Source organism: Pseudomonas soli (genome assembly GCF_021283165.2).
Taxonomy (GTDB): Bacteria; Pseudomonadota; Gammaproteobacteria; order Pseudomonadales; family Pseudomonadaceae; genus Aquipseudomonas; species Aquipseudomonas soli.
In genome coordinates this window covers 4,034,910-4,051,742 of the sequence record NZ_CP128543.1, presented here as the reverse complement: position 1 = coordinate 4,051,742, position 16,833 = coordinate 4,034,910, and the positions used below count along the sequence as shown (strand labels likewise).

At 64.4% G+C, this 16,833-nt stretch carries 15 protein-coding genes; 6 read left to right on the top strand and 9 right to left on the bottom strand.

What is annotated here, in order from left to right; all coding sequences use genetic code 11:
- Position 1: 1 nt before the first annotated feature.
- The 6 genes from LU688_RS18740 to gloB form a co-directional block, all read right to left on the bottom strand.
- Positions 2 to 1,021, bottom strand: a complete 1,020-nt coding sequence (locus tag LU688_RS18740; protein ID WP_023630279.1) for an ABC transporter permease — start codon at positions 1,019 to 1,021, stop codon at positions 2 to 4.
- 1 nt (position 1,022) lies between these two features.
- Complete coding sequence (locus LU688_RS18735) at positions 1,023 to 2,096, bottom strand: microcin C ABC transporter permease YejB (protein ID WP_038706480.1); 1,074 nt, start codon at positions 2,094 to 2,096, stop codon at positions 1,023 to 1,025.
- Between the two features lies 1 nt (position 2,097).
- The gene (locus tag LU688_RS18730) at positions 2,098 to 3,930 is read right to left on the bottom strand and encodes an extracellular solute-binding protein (RefSeq protein ID WP_038706479.1); all 1,833 of its coding nucleotides are present in this window, start codon (positions 3,928 to 3,930) and stop codon (positions 2,098 to 2,100) included.
- Complete coding sequence (locus LU688_RS18725; protein ID WP_201755074.1) at positions 3,927 to 5,759, bottom strand: extracellular solute-binding protein; 1,833 nt, start codon at positions 5,757 to 5,759, stop codon at positions 3,927 to 3,929. Before LU688_RS18725 ends, LU688_RS18730 begins: the two co-directional genes overlap by 4 nt.
- A 177-nt stretch (positions 5,760 to 5,936) precedes the next feature.
- A complete protein-coding gene (locus LU688_RS18720) occupies positions 5,937 to 7,367 on the bottom strand; it encodes a lytic transglycosylase domain-containing protein (RefSeq protein ID WP_094012082.1) in 1,431 nt (476 codons plus the stop codon).
- 100 nt (positions 7,368 to 7,467) lie between these two features.
- Complete coding sequence (gene gloB, locus LU688_RS18715; protein ID WP_094012083.1) at positions 7,468 to 8,247, bottom strand: hydroxyacylglutathione hydrolase; 780 nt, start codon at positions 8,245 to 8,247, stop codon at positions 7,468 to 7,470.
- Between the two features lie 84 nt (positions 8,248 to 8,331).
- Here gloB and LU688_RS18710 point away from each other — a divergent pair, with 84 nt between their 5' ends.
- From LU688_RS18710 to LU688_RS18695, 4 genes are all read left to right on the top strand, one after another.
- Positions 8,332 to 9,105, top strand: coding sequence for a methyltransferase domain-containing protein (locus tag LU688_RS18710; protein ID WP_038706475.1), 774 nt, complete (start codon positions 8,332 to 8,334; stop codon positions 9,103 to 9,105).
- A gap of 13 nt (positions 9,106 to 9,118) precedes the next feature.
- Complete coding sequence (rnhA, locus tag LU688_RS18705) at positions 9,119 to 9,565, top strand: ribonuclease HI (RefSeq protein WP_023629443.1); 447 nt, start codon at positions 9,119 to 9,121, stop codon at positions 9,563 to 9,565.
- Positions 9,566 to 9,730: 165 nt separating this feature from the next.
- Entirely contained in the window at positions 9,731 to 10,486 is a 756-nt protein-coding gene (gene dnaQ / locus LU688_RS18700) for a DNA polymerase III subunit epsilon (RefSeq protein ID WP_023629444.1), read from the top strand.
- A gap of 142 nt (positions 10,487 to 10,628) precedes the next feature.
- Positions 10,629 to 12,872 (top strand): Orn/Lys/Arg family decarboxylase, encoded by a 2,244-nt coding sequence (locus LU688_RS18695; protein WP_104445110.1) that lies wholly within the window; start codon positions 10,629 to 10,631, stop codon positions 12,870 to 12,872.
- Here LU688_RS18695 and LU688_RS18690 read toward each other — a convergent pair.
- Complete coding sequence (locus tag LU688_RS18690) at positions 12,856 to 13,074, bottom strand: hypothetical protein (protein WP_038706474.1); 219 nt, start codon at positions 13,072 to 13,074, stop codon at positions 12,856 to 12,858. The two genes, LU688_RS18695 and LU688_RS18690, sit on opposite strands and share 17 nt — an antisense overlap.
- Before the next feature lie 158 nt (positions 13,075 to 13,232).
- Between LU688_RS18690 and LU688_RS18685 the strand changes: the two genes are divergently transcribed.
- Positions 13,233 to 13,793 carry an NADPH-dependent FMN reductase gene (locus LU688_RS18685; protein ID WP_023629446.1) on the top strand — a complete coding sequence of 187 codons (561 nt, stop codon included), beginning with the start codon at positions 13,233 to 13,235 and terminating at the stop codon, positions 13,791 to 13,793.
- Between the two features lie 70 nt (positions 13,794 to 13,863).
- On the opposite strand, the gene phnX is transcribed toward LU688_RS18685, so the two are convergent.
- Together phnX and LU688_RS18675 are read right to left on the bottom strand one after the other, a co-directional pair.
- Complete coding sequence (gene phnX / locus LU688_RS18680; RefSeq protein WP_232888254.1) at positions 13,864 to 14,691, bottom strand: phosphonoacetaldehyde hydrolase; 828 nt, start codon at positions 14,689 to 14,691, stop codon at positions 13,864 to 13,866.
- Between the two features lie 34 nt (positions 14,692 to 14,725).
- Positions 14,726 to 15,832: a 2-aminoethylphosphonate--pyruvate transaminase gene (locus LU688_RS18675; RefSeq protein WP_094012085.1), complete on the bottom strand. Its 1,107-nt coding sequence runs from the start codon at positions 15,830 to 15,832 to the stop codon at positions 14,726 to 14,728.
- 112 nt (positions 15,833 to 15,944) lie between these two features.
- Here LU688_RS18675 and LU688_RS18670 point away from each other — a divergent pair, with 112 nt between their 5' ends.
- Complete coding sequence (locus tag LU688_RS18670; RefSeq protein WP_094012086.1) at positions 15,945 to 16,802, top strand: LysR substrate-binding domain-containing protein; 858 nt, start codon at positions 15,945 to 15,947, stop codon at positions 16,800 to 16,802.
- Positions 16,803 to 16,833 lie beyond the last annotated feature (31 nt).

Genomic DNA, 16,833 nt, shown 5'->3' with positions numbered 1-16,833 from the left:
GTCATTTCCTCGGGTCGAAGGCGTCGCGGGCGGATTCGCCGATGAATACCAGCAGGCTCAGCATCACCGCCAGCACGGCGAAGGCGCTGATACCCAGCCACGGGGCTTGCAGGTTGGACTTGCCCTGGGCCACCAGCTCGCCCAGCGACGGCGAACCGGCGGGCAGGCCGAAGCCTAAGAAGTCCAGGGCGGTAAGGGTGCCGATGGCGCCGGTGAGGATGAACGGCATGAAGGTCATGGTCGAGATCATCGCGTTGGGCAGGATATGCCGGTACATGATCGGGCCGTTGCGCATCCCTAAGGCGCGGGCGGCGCGCACATATTCCAGGTTGCGCCCGCGCAGGAACTCGGCGCGCACCACGTCCACCAGGCTCATCCACGAGAACAGCAGCATGATGCCCAGCAACCACCAGAAGTTGGGCTGCACGAAGCTGGCAAGGATGATCAGCAGGTACAGCACCGGCAGGCCGGACCAGATCTCCAGGAAGCGCTGGCCGGCCAGGTCCACCCAGCCGCCGTAGAAGCCCTGCAAGGCGCCGGCGATCACGCCGATGATGGAGCTGGCGATGGTCAGCGTCAGGGCGAACAGCACCGAGATGCGGAAGCCGTAGATCACCCGGGCCAGCACATCGCGGCCCTGGTCGTCGGTGCCCAGCAGGTTGTCGGTGGAGGGCGGCGCGGGGGCGGGTACTTTCAGGTCGTAGTTGATGCTCTGGTAGCTGTAGGGGATCGGCGCCCACAGCACGAAGGCGTCCTTCTTGGCCAGCAAATCGCGGATATACGGGCTCTTGTAGTTGGCCTCCAGCGGGAACTCGCCGCCGAAGGTGGTCTCCGGGTAGCGCTTGAAGGCGGGGAAGTACCACTCGCCGTCGTAGCGCACGGCAATCGGCTTGTCGTTGGCGATGAACTCGGCGCCCAGGCTGAGCACGAACAGCACCAGGAAGATCCACAGCGACCACCAGCCGCGGCGGTTGGCCTTGAAGCGCTCGAAGCGCCGGCGATTGAGGGGAGAGAGGGCCATGTCAGTGCTCCCGGCTGGCGAAGTCGATGCGCGGATCGACCAGGGTGTAGGTGAGGTCGCCGATCAGCTTCACCACCAGACCAAGCAGGGTGAAGATGAACAAGGTGCCGAACACCACCGGGTAGTCGCGGTTGATCGCCGCTTCGAAACTCATCAGGCCCAGGCCGTCGAGGCTGAAGATCACCTCGATCAGCAGGGACCCTGTGAAGAAGATGCCGATGAACGCCGAGGGGAAGCCGGCGATCACCAGCAGCATGGCGTTGCGGAACACATGGCCGTAGAGCACGCGGGTGCGGCTCAGGCCCTTGGCCTTGGCGGTGACCACGTACTGCTTGTTGATCTCGTCGAGGAAGCTGTTCTTGGTCAGCAGGGTCATGGTGGCGAAGTTGCCGATCACCAGGGCGGTGATGGGCAGCACCAGGTGCCAGAAGTAGTCGAGGACCTTGCCGGTGGTGCTCAGCTCGTCGAAGTTGTTGGAGGTCAGCCCGCGCAGCGGGAACCAATCGAAATAGCTGCCACCGGCGAACAGCACGATCAGCAGGATGGCGAACAGGAACGCCGGGATGGCGTAGCCGACGATGATCGCCGAGCTGGTCCACACGTCGAAGTGGCTGCCGTGGCGCACGGCCTTGGCGATCCCCAGCGGGATCGACACCAGGTACATGATCAGCGTGCTCCATAGCCCGAGGGAAATGGACACGGGCATCTTCTCGGCGATCAGGTCGATGACCTTGGCGTCGCGGAAGAAGCTGTTGCCGAAGTCCAGCTGGGCATAGTTCTTGACCATGATCCACAGCCGCTCGGGCGCCGACTTGTCGAAGCCGTACATGCGCTCGATCTCGGCGATCAGCGCCGGGTCCAGGCCTTGCGCGCCACGGTAGTTGGAGCCGGCCACCGAGACTTCGGCGCCGCCACCGGCGATGCGGCTGGTGGCGCCGTCGAAGCCTTCGAGCTTGGCGATCATCTGCTCCACCGGGCCGCCGGGGGCGGCCTGGACGATGATGAAGTTGATGATGAGGATGCCGAACAGGGTGGGGATGATCAGCAGCAGGCGCCGCAGGATATAGGCCAGCATCTCAGTTGGCCTCATCCGGTGCGGCGGCTTCGCTTACCGCGGGCGTGACGTCGGGCTTGATCCACCAGGTGTCGATGCCGATGTCGTACTTGGGCGATACGGCGGGGTGGCCGATATGGTTCCAGTAGGCCACGCGCCAGGTCTTGATGTGCCAGTTGGGGATCACGTAGTAACCCCATTGCAGCACGCGGTCCAGGGCGCGGCAGTGCTCGATCAGGCTCTGTCGGGAGTCGGCGTTGATCAACTGCTCCACCAGCTGGTCGATGCCAGGGTCGCGCAGGCCGATGAAGTTGCGGCTGCCGGGGTTGTCGGCGGCGGCGCTGTTCCAGTATTCACGTTGCTCGTTACCGGGCGAGTTGGATTGCGCGAAGCCGCCGACGATCATGTCGTAGTCACGCGAGCGCAGGCGGGTGATGTACTGCGAAACGTCCACGCGGCGGATCTCGAGGTTGATGCCGAGGTCCGCGAGGTTGCGCTTGAACGGCAGCAGCACGCGCTCGAACTGGGTCTGGGCCAGGAGGAACTCGATGGTCATCGGCTTGCCGTCTTTATCGACCATCTTGTCGTCGACGACCTTCCAGCCGGCCTCCTGCAGCAGCTTGTATGCCTGGCGCTGCTGGTCGCGGATCATGCCGCTGCCGTCGGTGACCGGGTTGTGGAAGGCGCCGTTGAACACCTCGTCCGGCACCTTGCCGCGCAGCGGCTCGAGGATCTTCAGCTCGGCGGGGCTGGGCAGGCCGCTGGCGGCCATTTCGGAGTTCTCGAAGTAGCTGCCGGTGCGGGTGTAGGCGCCGTTGAACAGCTGCTTGTTGGTCCACTCGAAGTCCAGCAGCAGGCTGATGGCGTGGCGCACGCGGATGTCCTGGAACATCGGCTTGCGCAGGTTGAAGATGAAACCCTGCATGCCGACGGGGTTGCCATTGGGCAGTTCTTCCTTGATCAGCCGGCCGTCGCGCACGGCGGGCACGTCGTAGGCGGTGGCCCAGTTCTTTGCGCTCACCTCCAGGCCGTAGTCGAACTGGCCGGCCTTGAGCGCTTCGAGGGCGACGGTGTTGTCGCGGTAGGAGTCGAAGGTCATCACGTCGAAATTGTAGAAGCCGCGGTTGATCGGCAGGTCCTTGGCCCAGTAGTCCTTGACCCGCTCGTAGCGGATCGAGCGGCCGGCCTTCACCTCGGCGACCTTGTATGGGCCGCTGCCGAGCGGGATCTCCAGGTTGCCGCGGTCGAAGTCGCGGCCTTGGTACCAGTGCTTGGGCAGCACCGGCAGTTGGCCGAGGATCAGCGGCAGCTCGCGGTTGTTGTTGTGCTTGAACTTGAACAGCACCTTGAGCGGGTCTTCGGCGACCACTTCAGCGACGTCGCCGTAGTACTGGCGGTACAGCGGCGCGCCGTCCTTGATCAGGGCGTTGAAGGTGAACACCACGTCCTCGGCGCGCATCGGGTGGCCGTCGTGGAAGCGTGCTTCGGGGCGCAGGTAGAAGCGCACCCAGCTGTTGTCGGGGGCCTTTTCGATCTTGCCGGCCACCAGGCCGTACTCGGTGAAGGGTTCGTCCAGGCTCTGGCGCATCAGGGTGTCGTAGATGGCGCCGACGTTGTCGGCGGGCACGCCCTTGTTGATGAACGGGTTGAGGCTGTCGAAGCCGCCGAAGCTGGACTGGCGGAAGGTGCCGCCCTTCGGTGCGTCAGGATTGACGTACTCGAAGTGCTTGAAGTTGGCCGGGTATTTCGGCGCCTCGCCGTACAGGGTCAGGGCGTGTTGCGGGGCGGCCACGGCCGGGAGCGTGAGGCAGGTCAGCAGCAGGCTAGCGGCCAGGCGGCGCAGGGTCGGCGTCATTTGGCTTTCTCCGAAGTCTTCTTGATCCACCAGCTGTTCAGCCCGAGGGTGTAGGGCGGTGTGGTGACGAAGGCGAACCGGTTGCGGTAGGCCAGGCGGTGATTGTCGAGGTACCAGTTGGGGATCATGTAGTACTGCCATGAGAGCACGCGGTCCAGGGCGCGCGCGGCGGCGATCTGGTCATCGCGGCTGCGGGCGGCGAGCAAGGTGTCGAGCAGGTGGTCGACCACCGGGTCCTTCACGCCAGCATAGTTCTTGCTGCCCTTGGTGGCGGCCTGGCTTGAGTGGAAATACAGCCACTGCTCGAGGCCCGGGCTCAGGGTCTGGTTCAGGGTCATCAGGATCATGTCGAAATCGAACTGGTCGAGCCGTTGTTTGTACTGGGCGCGGTCCACGGTGCGCAAGCGCGCATCGATGCCGATGCTGGCCAGATTTTCGACATAAGGTTGCAGGATGCGTTCGAGGTTGGGGTTCACCAGCAGCAACTCCAGCCTGAACGGCTGGCCTTTGCCGTCGACCAGGCGCTGGCCGCTGAGCTTCCAGCCGGCCTGGGCGAATAGGCCCAGGGCCTGGCGCAGGGCGGGGCGGCTGATGCCGCTGCCGTCGGTGTGGCTGACCTGGTAGGGCTCGGTGAACAGCTTGTCCGGCAGCTGGTCGCGGAATGGCTTGAGCAGCAGCCATTCCTTGCCGGTGGGCAGGCCGCTGGCGGTGAAGTCGCTGTTAGGGTAGTAGCTGGTCGAGCGGCGGTAGGCGCTGCTGAACAGGGCGCGGTTGGTCCACTCGAAGTCGAGCATCAGGCTCAGCGCCTGGCGCACCCGAGGGTCGCTGAACGCGGCGCGGCGGCTGTTCATGAACAGGCCTTGGGTTTGCGTGGGGATCTTGTGCGGGATCTGCGCCTTGATCACCTCGCCACGGCGCACGGCAGGGAAGTTGTAGCCGTTGGCCCAGTTCTTCGCCTGGTGCTCGATGTAGATATCGAATTCACCGGCCTTGAACGCCTCGAAGGCCACGGTGGCGTCGCGGTAGAACTCGTACTCGACGCGCTTGAAATTGTACTTGCCGCGGTTGACCGCCAGGTCCTTGCCCCAGTAGTCCTTCACCCGTTCGAACACCAGCCGGCGACCGGGTTGCACTTCGCTGATGCGGTAGGGGCCGCTGCCCAGCGGCGGCTCGAAGGTGGTGGCCTTGAAGTCGCGTTTGGCCCAGTAGTGCTTGGGCAGCACCGGCATTTCGCCCAGGCGCAGGATCAGCAGCGGGTTGCCGGCGCGCTTGAATACGAAGCGGATGCGCAGCGGCCCGAGGATATCGACCCGGGCCACTTCCTGCAGGTTGGTGCGGTAGATCGGGTGGCCGTCCTTGAGCAGGGTGCGGTAGGAAAACGCCACGTCCTGCGCGGTGATCGGCACGCCATCGTGGAAGCGCGCCTCGGGGCGCAGATTGAACACCACCCAGCTGCGGTCCTCGCTGTACTCGACCGAGCGGGCGATCAGGCCGTAGCTGGAGGTGGGTTCGTCGCCGGACGGGTCGTACATGCCGGTGCCGACCATCAGCGGCTCGTTGAGCTCGTTGATGCCGTACTGCAGGAAGTTGGGCGTGGTGACCGGGCTCGAGCCCTTGAAGGTGTAGGGGTTGAGCGTGTCGAAGGTGCCGAAGGCCATGGCCCGCAACGTGCCGCCTTTAGGGGCTTGCGGGTTGACCCAGTCGAAGTGGGTGAAACTGGCCGGGTACTTGAGCGTGCCGAACTGCGCGTATCCGTGGCTTTCGCTCACCATCGCGACGGCGGGGAAGCTCAAGGCCAGGCTGAGTGACAGCAGGAGGGGACGTATCAAGTCGGCATCCGATCCAGAGGGCGTTGGGCTTGGTTCGGGGTACAGTAACAGCTTGTCTGGAATGGAAAAAGGGTAGGGCGCGGGGCTTTGCTTCAGCCTTCAAAGCATCGCGGGGCCAGCCCACTCCACGCCGATCGCGACTGGCGTGGGAGGAGGACAGGCCCCGCGAGCGAGATATCAGCGTGCCAGGTAGACGGTCAGGGTCTGGCCCGGCTTGAGCGCGTGCCCGGTGCGTGGGTTCCAGCGCTTGAGGTGCTTCATCTCGACGTTGAAACGCTTGGCCACCAGGTAGTACGAATCGCCCTTGCGCACCTTGTACTGGGTGGAGCGCTGCTTGGAGTCTGCCACGCGGTTGGCTGCCGCGCTCGGCGCGCTGCCGCCACGCAGGGCCAGGACCTGGCCGACCTTGAGGTTGTTGCCACGGATGCGGTTCCAGCTTTGCAGCTGCTTGACCGACACCCGGTTGGCCTTGGCGATGCTGCCCAGGTTGTCGCCACGCTTGACCCGGTAGCTGCGCGCCGCGGGGGCCTTGGCCTCGGCCAGGGCGGCCTGGAACACGGCCTTGTTCGGTTGCAGGCTGACCAGTTCCTCGGGCTTGAGGTTGGACATGCGGTCGCTGAGCAGTTGCGCCTTGGCAGTCGGCACCAGCAGTTGCTGCGGACCGTCCACGGTCATGCGCTTCTTGAAGGCGGGGTTGAGCTGGATCAGTTCGTCTTCGTCGATGTCGGCGAAGGCGGCCACGCGGGACAGATCGAGGCGGTCGTTGATGGCGATAGCTTCGAAGTACGGCTCGTTTGCAATCGGGTTCAGGTTGACCCCGTAGGCGGCCGGGGTGTTGACCACCTGCGACAGGGCCAGCAGCTTGGGCACGTAGTCGCGGGTTTCCTGCGGCAGCGGCAGGTTCCAGTAGTCGGTCGGCAGGCCCAGGCGCTCGTTGCGCTCGATGGCGCGGCTGACCGTGCCCTCACCGGCGTTGTAGGCCGCCAGGGCCAGCAGCCAGTCGCCGTTGAACATGTCGTGCAGGCGGTTCAGGTAGTCCAGCGCGGCGTTGGTCGAGGCGGTGACGTCGCGCCGACCATCGTAGAAGTTGGTCTGGCGCAGGTTGAAGTGGCGCCCGGTGGACGGGATGAACTGCCACATGCCGGCGGCGTGCGCCCGGGAGTAGGCCATCGGGTTGTAGGCGCTCTCGATGGCCGGCAGCAGGGCCAGCTCCAGCGGCATGTCGCGCTCTTCGAGGCGCTCGACGATGTAGTGCAGGTAGAGGCTGCCTCGCTCGCCGGCGTTCTCGAGGAACGACGGGTTGCTGGCGAACCACAGGCGCTGCTGTTCGATGCGCGGGTTGACGTCCATGCCGTCCTGCAGGGCGAAGCCCTGGCGCATGCGCTCCCAGACGTCCTGTGGCGGTGCCTGTTCCTTGGGCTTGGCCACCAGCGGCGCCGGTTTGTGCTTGATCCGCGCCTGGTAATTGTGCGCGCGAACGCTGTCGGCTTCGTCGAGCTGACGGGTGCTCTGGCAGCCGACCAGGGTGGCGGCCAGCGCCAGTGCACTGATCTGGGCCAGTCGCGTCAGGGCGACCGAATGAGAGGTTCTGCGGCTACGGGAAGACATCGGCTGGGACGGTTATCCGGGCAAAAAAGTTGGGCGATTCTAGAAACCGCTCCCGGCCGGGTCAACCATAGAGCCTATGATGCGATATATCTTCGGGTTATCAGAACACGTCCTTCCAAGACCTCAAGGCAGCAAAAACAGTGGCTTGGCTAGGGTTGGAATGTCCCTTCCATTCGTCTGCTTTTTGTTTAACGGATGTTTCAGCGGTACGTAAAAACGGATTAGTCAGGCACTCGAGGCCGATGCTCGAGGGCAAGGTGATGCGATTGTCCGCGCGCAACCGGGTAACGTCCTCGAACCGTTGGCGAACGTGTTCGTTGTCGGGTTCCACGGCACGGGCGAAGCGCAGGTTGCTCAGGGTGTATTCGTGGGCGCAGTACACTTCGGTTTCGGCGGGCAGCGCCGCCAGGCGTTGCAGCGAATGGTGCATTTGCTCGGGCGTGCCTTCGAACAAGCGGCCGCAGCCGGCGGCGAACAGGGTGTCGCCACTGAACAGTAGCGGTGTGGGCGATTGCGCAGTGTAATAGGCGATATGCCCCAGGGTGTGGCCGGGCATGGCCAGGACGTCGAAGGCAAGGCCCAGCACCTCGATGCGGGCGCCGTCTGCCAGGGCGATATCGCGGCCCGGGATACGTTCGCTGGCCGGGCCGTACACCTGGGCGCCGGTGGTCTCTTTCAAGGCTTCGACGCCGCCGACGTGGTCATGGTGGTGGTGGGTGACGAGGATTGCCTCCAATGCCCAGTCCGGGTGCTGCTCCATCCACGCGCGCACCGGCGCAGCGTCACCGGGGTCGACCACTGCGCAGCGGCGATTGGCAGTATCCTGTAACAACCAGATGTAGTTGTCGTTGAAAGCGGGTAGGGCATCGATCTGTATCATGTGCGGATCCGTATCGCCAAGCCTGGACATTGAGGGCATCTTAGCCGCGATGGCGCGAGCGGAGAACCTTCGAGGGAGAACGCAATGACCGACCAAGCCTTCGCCCAGGCCGACCCCGACTGGGTCGAGCTGATCCGCCTGGCCCGCGACTGGTTCGATGGGCCTCTTGGGCAGTTGATGCTCAAGGAGGAGGAAAAGTTGCTCGAAGAAGAGCTGCGGCGCTTCTTCGGTGGCTACCTTGTGCACTACGGCCCCTGCGCCGAACCTCCGCCCAACGCCCCGCAGGTGCAGCGCAACGTGCGCCTGGGCGCGCCGCTGCCGGGGGTGGAAATCGTCTGCGAGGAGCAGGCCTGGCCGTTGTCGGAGCACGCCGCCGACGTGGTGGTGCTGCAGCATGGCCTGGACTTCAGCCTGTCCCCTCACGGGCTGCTGCGCGAGGCGGCCAGTTCCGTGCGCCCGGGGGGCCACCTGCTGATCATCGGGATCAACCCCTGGAGCAGTTGGGGCGTGCGCCATTTCTTTAGCCACGGGGCCTTGCGCAAGGCCCGTTGCATCTCGCCGTCGCGGGTCGGCGACTGGCTCAACCTGCTGGGCTTCGCGCTGGAGAAACGCCGCTTCGGGTGTTATCGTCCGCCGCTTGCCTCGCCGGCCTGGCAGCAGCGCCTGGCTGGCTGGGAGCGCGTGGCCGGTGGCTGGCAGACTGCCGGTGGCGGTGTCTACCTGCTGGTGGCGCGCAAGATGGTGGTGGGCCTGCGGCCGCTGCGCCTGGAGCGCCGTGAGCCGATGGGCAAGCTGCTGCCGCTGCCGCTGGCCAAGGTCAACCGCAGCGCCACCCATCCCGAATCCGAAAAGCACTGAACATGAGTGGTACATGAGCGATAGCGTCGAGATCTACACCGATGGTGCCTGCAAGGGCAACCCTGGCCCGGGCGGCTGGGGCGTGCTGATTGTCTACAAGGGCGTCGAGAAGGAGCTGTGGGGCGGCGAGCGCGAGACCACCAACAACCGCATGGAACTGATGGCGGCGATCGAGGGCCTCAAGGCGCTCAAGCGCGAGTGCGAGGTGCTGCTGACCACCGACTCGCAGTACGTCATGAAGGGCATCAACGAGTGGATGGTCAACTGGAAGAAGCGTGGCTGGAAGACCGCCGCGAAAGAGCCGGTGAAGAACGCCGACCTGTGGGTGCAGCTCGATGAACAGGTCAACCGGCACAAGGTGACCTGGAAGTGGGTCCGTGGGCATATCGGCCATCCGGGCAACGAGCGTGCCGACCAGTTGGCCAATCGTGGGGTTGATGAGGTTCGCGCGCAACGTTGATCGTGTTGCGGGCCATCGCGGGGCAAGTCGGGTCGCCGCATCGCCGCTCCCACGAGATGACTGCTGGCTGCGTGGGAGCGGGCTTGCCCCGCGATGACCGCAAAACGGCCCCGATTTCGTTATACTCCCACCCCGAATTCAAGCACCGCCAGTTGGAGTCCCCGCGTGGAGCAGCAGCAAGACAAACGGTTCGTCATCCTCGACACCGAGACCACCGGCATGCCAGTGGCCGAAGGCCACCGCATCATCGAGATCGGTTGTGTCGAGGTCGTGGGCCGGCGCCTGACCGGGCGGCATTTCCACGTTTACCTGCAGCCCGACCGTGAGAGTGACGAGGGCGCGATCAACGTCCACGGCATCACCGACGCCTTCCTGGTCGGCAAACCGCGTTTCGGCGATGTGGCCGAGGAGTTTTTCGAGTTCATCCAGGGCGCCACCCTGGTCATCCACAACGCCGCGTTTGACGTTGGCTTCATCAACAACGAGTTCGCCCTGATCGGCCAGCAGGATCGTGCCGATATTTCGCAGCATTGCCCGATCCTCGACACCCTGATGATGGCGCGCTCGCGCCACCCGGGGCAGCGCAACAGCCTCGATGCCCTGTGCAAACGCTACGGCATCGACAACTCCGGCCGTGAGCTGCACGGCGCACTGCTCGACTCGGAACTGCTGGCCGACGTCTACCTGGCGATGACCGGTGGCCAGACCAGCCTGTCGCTGGCGGGCGAAGGGGCGGGTGACGAGGATGGGCAAGGGGCAACCGGTAGCGAGATTCGCCGTATTGTCGGGCGTGCGCCGGGGCGGGTGATCCTGGCCAGCGAGGAAGAACTCGAGGCCCATGCCGAACGCTTGGCGGCCATTGCCAAGTCGGCGGGTGGGCCGTCGATGTGGCAGGCATTGACCGAGCCAGCCGCCAGCTGACTCGAAGGCAGGCCCGGCCCATCGCTGGCAAGCCAGCTCCCACAGGGACCGCATCCAGCGCTGCACCTTGTGAGCCGGCCTGGCGATGACAGCATCACACTCGACTACCCTGAGGGAAATTACCCGCAGAGGTAGCCGCCCGATGTACAAGGACCTGCAGTTCCCGATCCTCATCGTCCACCGGGCCATCAAGGCCGACACCGTCGCCGGCGAGCGAGTGCGCGGCATCGCCGATGAACTGGCCCGTGACGGCTTCGCCATCCTCGCCGTCGCCGATCAGGCCGAAGCACGGCTGGTGGCCGCCACCCATCACGGCCTGGCCTGCATGCTGATTGCCGCCGAGGGTGTCGGCGACGACAGCCGCCTGTTGCAGAATATGGCGGAACTGATCCGCCTGGCCCGGCTGCGGGCACCCAACCTGCCGATTTTTGCCTTGGGCGAGCAGGTCACTCTGGAGAATGCACCCGCCGAGGCCATGGGCGAGCTGAATCAGTTGCGCGGCATTCTCTATCTATTCGAAGACACAGTGCCGTTTCTCGCCCGCCAGGTGGCGCGGGCCGCGCACAATTACCTCGATGGCCTGCTGCCACCGTTCTTCAAGGCCTTGGTACAGCACACCGCGCAATCCAACTACTCCTGGCACACGCCGGGCCACGGCGGTGGCGTCGCCTACCGCAAGAGCCCGGTGGGGCAGGCCTTCCATCAGTTCTTCGGTGAAAACACCCTGCGCTCGGACCTGTCGGTCTCGGTGCCGGAGCTGGGCTCGCTGCTCGACCACACTGGCCCGCTGGCCGCCGCCGAGGCACGGGCGGCACGCAACTTCGGTGCCGACCATACCTTCTTCGTCATCAATGGCACCTCAACCGCCAACAAGATCGTCTGGCATGCCATGGTCGGGCGCGGGGACCTGGTGCTGGTGGACCGCAACTGCCACAAGTCGGTGGTGCACGCGATCATCATGACCGGCGCCATCCCCATCTACCTGTGCCCGGAGCGCAATGAGCTGGGCATCATCGGGCCGATCCCGCTCAGCGAGTTCAGCCCGGCGTCTATCCAAGCGAAGGTCCAGGCCCATCCGCTGGCCCAGGGAAAGCCTGCGAAGATCAAGCTCGCCGTGGTCACCAACTCCACCTATGACGGCCTGTGCTACCACGCCGGGATGATCAAGCAGGCCCTGGGTGCCAGTGTCGAGGTGCTGCACTTCGACGAGGCCTGGTTCGCCTATGCCGCCTTCCATGAATTCTTCGTCGACCGCTATGCCATGGGTACGCCACGTGGCGACGACGGGCCGCTGCTGTTCAGCACCCATTCCACCCACAAGCTACTGGCGGCCTTCAGCCAGGCCTCGATGATCCATGTGCAGGACGGTGCCAGCCGCCAGTTGGACCGCGACCGCTTCAACGAAGCGTTCATGATGCATATCTCCACCTCGCCGCAGTACAGCATCCTCGCCTCGCTGGACGTGGCCTCGGCGATGATGGAAGGCCCGGCGGGGCGTTCGCTGTTGCAGGAGATGTTCGACGAGGCCCTGAGCTTTCGCCGGGCGCTGGCCAATCTGCGCGAGCACCTCGCCGTCGATGACTGGTGGTTCAGTATCTGGCAGCCGCCAGCGACGCACGTCGACGAGGGTCAGGCGGCGGTGGACTGGCTGCTTCAGCCGGGCGCCGAGTGGCACGGTTTCGGCGGGCTTGGCGAGAACTATGTATTGCTCGACCCGCTCAAGGTCACCCTGGTGATGCCAGGCGCTGCTGGGGCGACGGATGGCCATGGGATTCCTGCGGCGGTGGTGGGCAAGTTTCTCTGGGAGCGCGGGCTGGTAGTGGAGAAGACTGGTTTGTACAGCTTTTTGGTGCTGTTCTCGATGGGGATCACCAAGGGCAAGTGGAGCACACTGCTCACCGAGCTGCTGGAGTTCAAACGCCACTACGACGCCAATACCGCGCTGGCCGACTGCCTGCCAAGTGTGGTGGTGGAGCAACCATCACGGTACCTGGGGTTAGGGCTACGCGATTTGTGCCAGCAACTGCATGGTTTCTATCGTGGCAATGCCACTTCAAAACAGCTCAAGCTGCTGTTCACCCGTTTGCCAGAGGTGGCGATGACACCCGCCGATGCCTATGACCGGATGGTGCGTGGGTCAGTCGAGGCAGTGCCGATCGAGCAACTGCTAGGTCGGGTGGCGGCGGTGATGTTGGTGCCCTATCCACCCGGGATCCCGTTGATCATGCCCGGCGAGCGCTTCACTGAGGTGACCCGCTCGATCCTGGTCTACCTGGACTGCGCCCGAGCCTTTGACCAAGGTTTCCCTGGCTTCGTCGCCGATGTGCATGGCCTGCAGCGCGAGGGAACGCTGTACACCGTCGACTGCGTCAAGGAATACGAATGATCTCGACGCCAGTCTGGGCCAGTTCGAAACGGTCGTCGCCCAGATGGTTGACGCGATCGCCGATGGCCAGGCGATAGCTGGTGACCGGGGCCCCGAGGATACTGCCGTCGGCCTGGAGGGTGGACTCCTGGAACTCGTGGACGGGGTAGATGCGGCCTTCGGCGTCACGGGCGTGGAACTGGCCGACCATTACTGCTGCCATTTAGGTGGAAACCTCTGAATCGTGTAGGAAATGTCTGTAGGCATAGACCAGTGAAATGCTTGGGAAGTTTTCAGCCGAATGGAAAAAAACCGTGAAGCCGAGGAACGGTCATCTATAACTAACTGGTCCCATTCCCAGAGCAGAGGTTGCAAAACGCCATGAGCCAGGTTTATTCGGTAGCGGTTGTCGTCGGCAGCTTGCGCAAGGACTCCTTCAACCGCAAGGTGGCCCGCGCGCTCTCTGAGCTGGCGCCGTCCAGCCTTGCCCTGAGGATCGTCGAGATCGGCGATTTGCCGTTGTACAACGAGGACGTCGAGGCCGAGGGCGCTCCCGAGGCGTGGAAGCATTTTCGCGACGAGATCCGTCGCAGTGACGCGGTGTTGTTCGTCACCCCGGAGTACAACCGTTCGGTGCCGGGCGGGTTGAAGAACGCCATCGACGTCGGATCGCGGCCTTACGGGCAGAGCGTATGGGGTGGCAAACCGGCGGCGGTGGCCAGTGTGTCGCCCGGGGCGATCGGCGGGTTTGGTGCCAATCATGCCGTGCGTCAGTCGCTGGTGTTCCTCGACATGCCGTGCATGCAAATGCCCGAGGCCTACATCGGCGGTGCTGCAACGTTGTTCGATGACAGTGGCAAGTTGAGTGACAAGACTCGGCCGTTCCTGCAGGGGTTCATCGACAAGTTTGCCTCGTGGGTGAAGCTGAACCGGGCGGTCTGAAGATGCCTCATCGCCGGCAAGCCGGCTCCTGTGGGAGCCGGCTTGCCGGCGATGGCCATCACGCGGACGATCAGCAAGCCTGCGGCATCTCCCCCTTGGCCAACCGCCGGTTGATATCGGCGATCACCTCGGGCAGCTCGTTGATGGTGTCGATCAGGTAGTGCGGGCGCGACCCTGCAAACATCGCGTGAATACGCTTGCGCTCGCTCTCCAGCTTTTCCGCGCTCAAGGCCTGGTAACCTTCCCAGGTCAGACCCAGGGCATTGCCCGAGCACATCAGCGCGACAGTCCACATTCCGGCGCGGCGGCCTTCGAGGATACCCGGCACGGTGTCGTCGACTTTCACACAGGCCGCCACATCGTCGATCCCCAGCGCGATCACGTTGGCCAGGGCCTGAGCTGGCCAGGGGCGGCCGTTCGGGGTCTCGTCGGTGGCCACCACATGGTCGGCCACGTAGCCGTTCTGCGCGGCCAGCTCGACCACCTTGTCCATCACCACTTTCGGGTAGCCCGAGCAGGAACCGATCTTCAGGCCGCCCTTGCGCAGGCCAGTGAGGGTGTCCAGCGCACCCGGGATCAGCGCCGAGTGCACAGCGATCTTCTCGATCTGCAGCGGCATGAAGCGTTCGTAGATGGCGGTCACGTCATCATCGGTCGGTGTGCGGCCGAACGCCTTGCGGTAGCGCTCGGCGATCTCGGGCACATCGCACAGGGTGCGGATATGGTCCCACTTGCCCATGCCCATGGGGCCTCGGGCTTCCTCGATGGACACTTGCACGTCGAATTCGGCGAAGGCCTCGACGAAAATCTGCGTAGGGGCGAAGGAGCCGAAGTCGACCACGGTACCGGCCCAGTCGAGGATGGCGGCTTGCAGCTGGGTGGGATTGCTGTAGTTCATGTGCGCGTTTTCCTTGAGATCGATGGGCAAAGTGTCAGATGTCCAGCACTTCCATTTCCCGCAGCACCTCGGCCACGGCATTGACGGCGGCCTGCATGCCATCGGCGCCGACCACGCCGATGCAGCCGACGCGGAAGGTCTCGACCTGGGTCAATTTGCCCGGATAGAGGATGAAGCCCTTGGCCTTGACCCGTTCGTAGAATGCCTTGAACTGGTAGCGGGCATCGTTCGGCGCGTGGAAGGTGACGATGATCGGCGCCTGGATTCCGGCCGGCAGGAAGCTGCGCAGGCCTATGGCGGCCATACCGTCGAGCAGGGTCTTGCAGTTGTCGGCGTAACGCTGGTGGCGCGCTGGCAGGCCACCTTCCTCGTTGTACTGCTGCAGGGCTTCGTGCAGGGCGGCTACCACATGGGTCGGTGGGGTGAAGCGCCACTGGCCGGTCTTGGCCATGTAAACGTGCTGGTCGTGCAGGTCCATGGCCAGCGAATGGGCGTTGCCCTCGGCAGCGGCCAGGGCGGCTTTCTCGGCAAAGACGAAGCCCATGCCAGGCACGCCTTCCAGGCACTTGCCCGAGGCGGCGATCAGCGCTTCGAAAGGCACCTGGCTGGCGTCGATCGGCAGCGCGCCGAACGAACTCATGGCATCGATGATCAGGCGCTTGCCGTGGCGCTGGACAACCTGGGCAATCTCAGCCAGTGGGTTGAGAATGCCGGTGCTGGTCTCGCAGTGAATCAGTGCCACGTGGGTGACGGCAGGGTCGGCGGCCAGCAGCTGGTCGACATCGGCGGCGGTGGTTGGTTGGTCTTCGGCGGTTTCGAAGGTGCTGTAGGGACGGCCCAGCACTTTGCAGATCTTCGCCAGGCGCTGGCCATAGGCACCGTTGATCAGGACCAGCACTTTGCCGTCACGCGGGACCAGGGTGCCGATGGCCGCTTCCACGGCGAAGGTCCCGCTGCCTTGGAGGGGCACGCAGTGGTGGCTGGCGCTGCCATTGATGATTGCCAGCAGTTGCTCGCACACACTGGCGGTCAGCTGGTTGAAGTCGCGGTCCCAGGAGCCCCAGTCCACCAGCATGGCTTGGCGGGTGCGGGACGAGGTCGTCAGGGGGCCGGGGGTCAGCAGGATCGGGGCGTTGCTCATTCCGTTATTCCTCACAAGCGGTGGTCTGGAACTACGGGGCTTAGGTTGCAATTCGGGCTTTCATCAATCAAATTGTTTGTTGTTATCCGAGCTATAACTAAGGCCGATACTAATGAACATGTTCCAGCTACGTGCCTTCGATGCTGTCGCCCGTGAAGGCAGTTTCACCCGTGCCGCTGCGCGTCTGTTCATCAGCCAGCCGGCGGTGACGGGGCACGTCAAGGCGCTGGAGGAGCACTACCAGATCACCTTGCTGCGGCGTACTGCGCGGCGGGTGGAACTGACCGAGGAGGGTACCCGCCTGGCCGCGATCACCCGTGCCATGTTCGGCATGGCTGAAGAGGCGCAGGCCATGCTCGAAGCCAATCGCCAACTGCTCACCGGGCGCTTGGAGGTGGCCGCTGACGGGCCGCACCGGGTGATGCCAATGCTGGCCCAGCTGCGTGCCCGCTTCCCAGGCATTACCGTCAACCTGCGTTTGGGCAATGCTCAGGAAACCCTGGCCGCGTTGTTGTCCGAGCACGCCGACGTGGCGCTACTGACCGAGGTTGAGCCGCGCAAGGGGCTCTACCTGCAAAGCCTGGGAGACTCGCGCCTGTGTGCCTTGCTGCCGGTTGACCATCCTTTGGCTGGGGCCGCAGACGACTTGGCCATCGACGCGCTGGACCGACAGATTATGGTGCTGCGTGAACCGAATTCGATTACCCGCCGCACCTTCGACCAGGCCTGCGCCCTGGTGCAGGTGCAGCCGCGTGTGCTGCTGGAGCTCGACAGTCGGGAGGCCGTGACCGAAGCGGTGGCGGCACGGTTGGGCATCGGTATCGTATCGTCGGTGGAGTTGGCTCATGATCCGCGGGTAGTGGCCAGGCCCCTGGCTGGCGAGGGGCTGCTCAACCGGCACATGATCGGCTGCCTTGAGCGGCGCCGCGAATTGCGCCTGATCCAGGCTTTCCTAGGGCTGGCGGCATGATCGTGTGTTGCGCTGGTCGTACCTGGTGCGA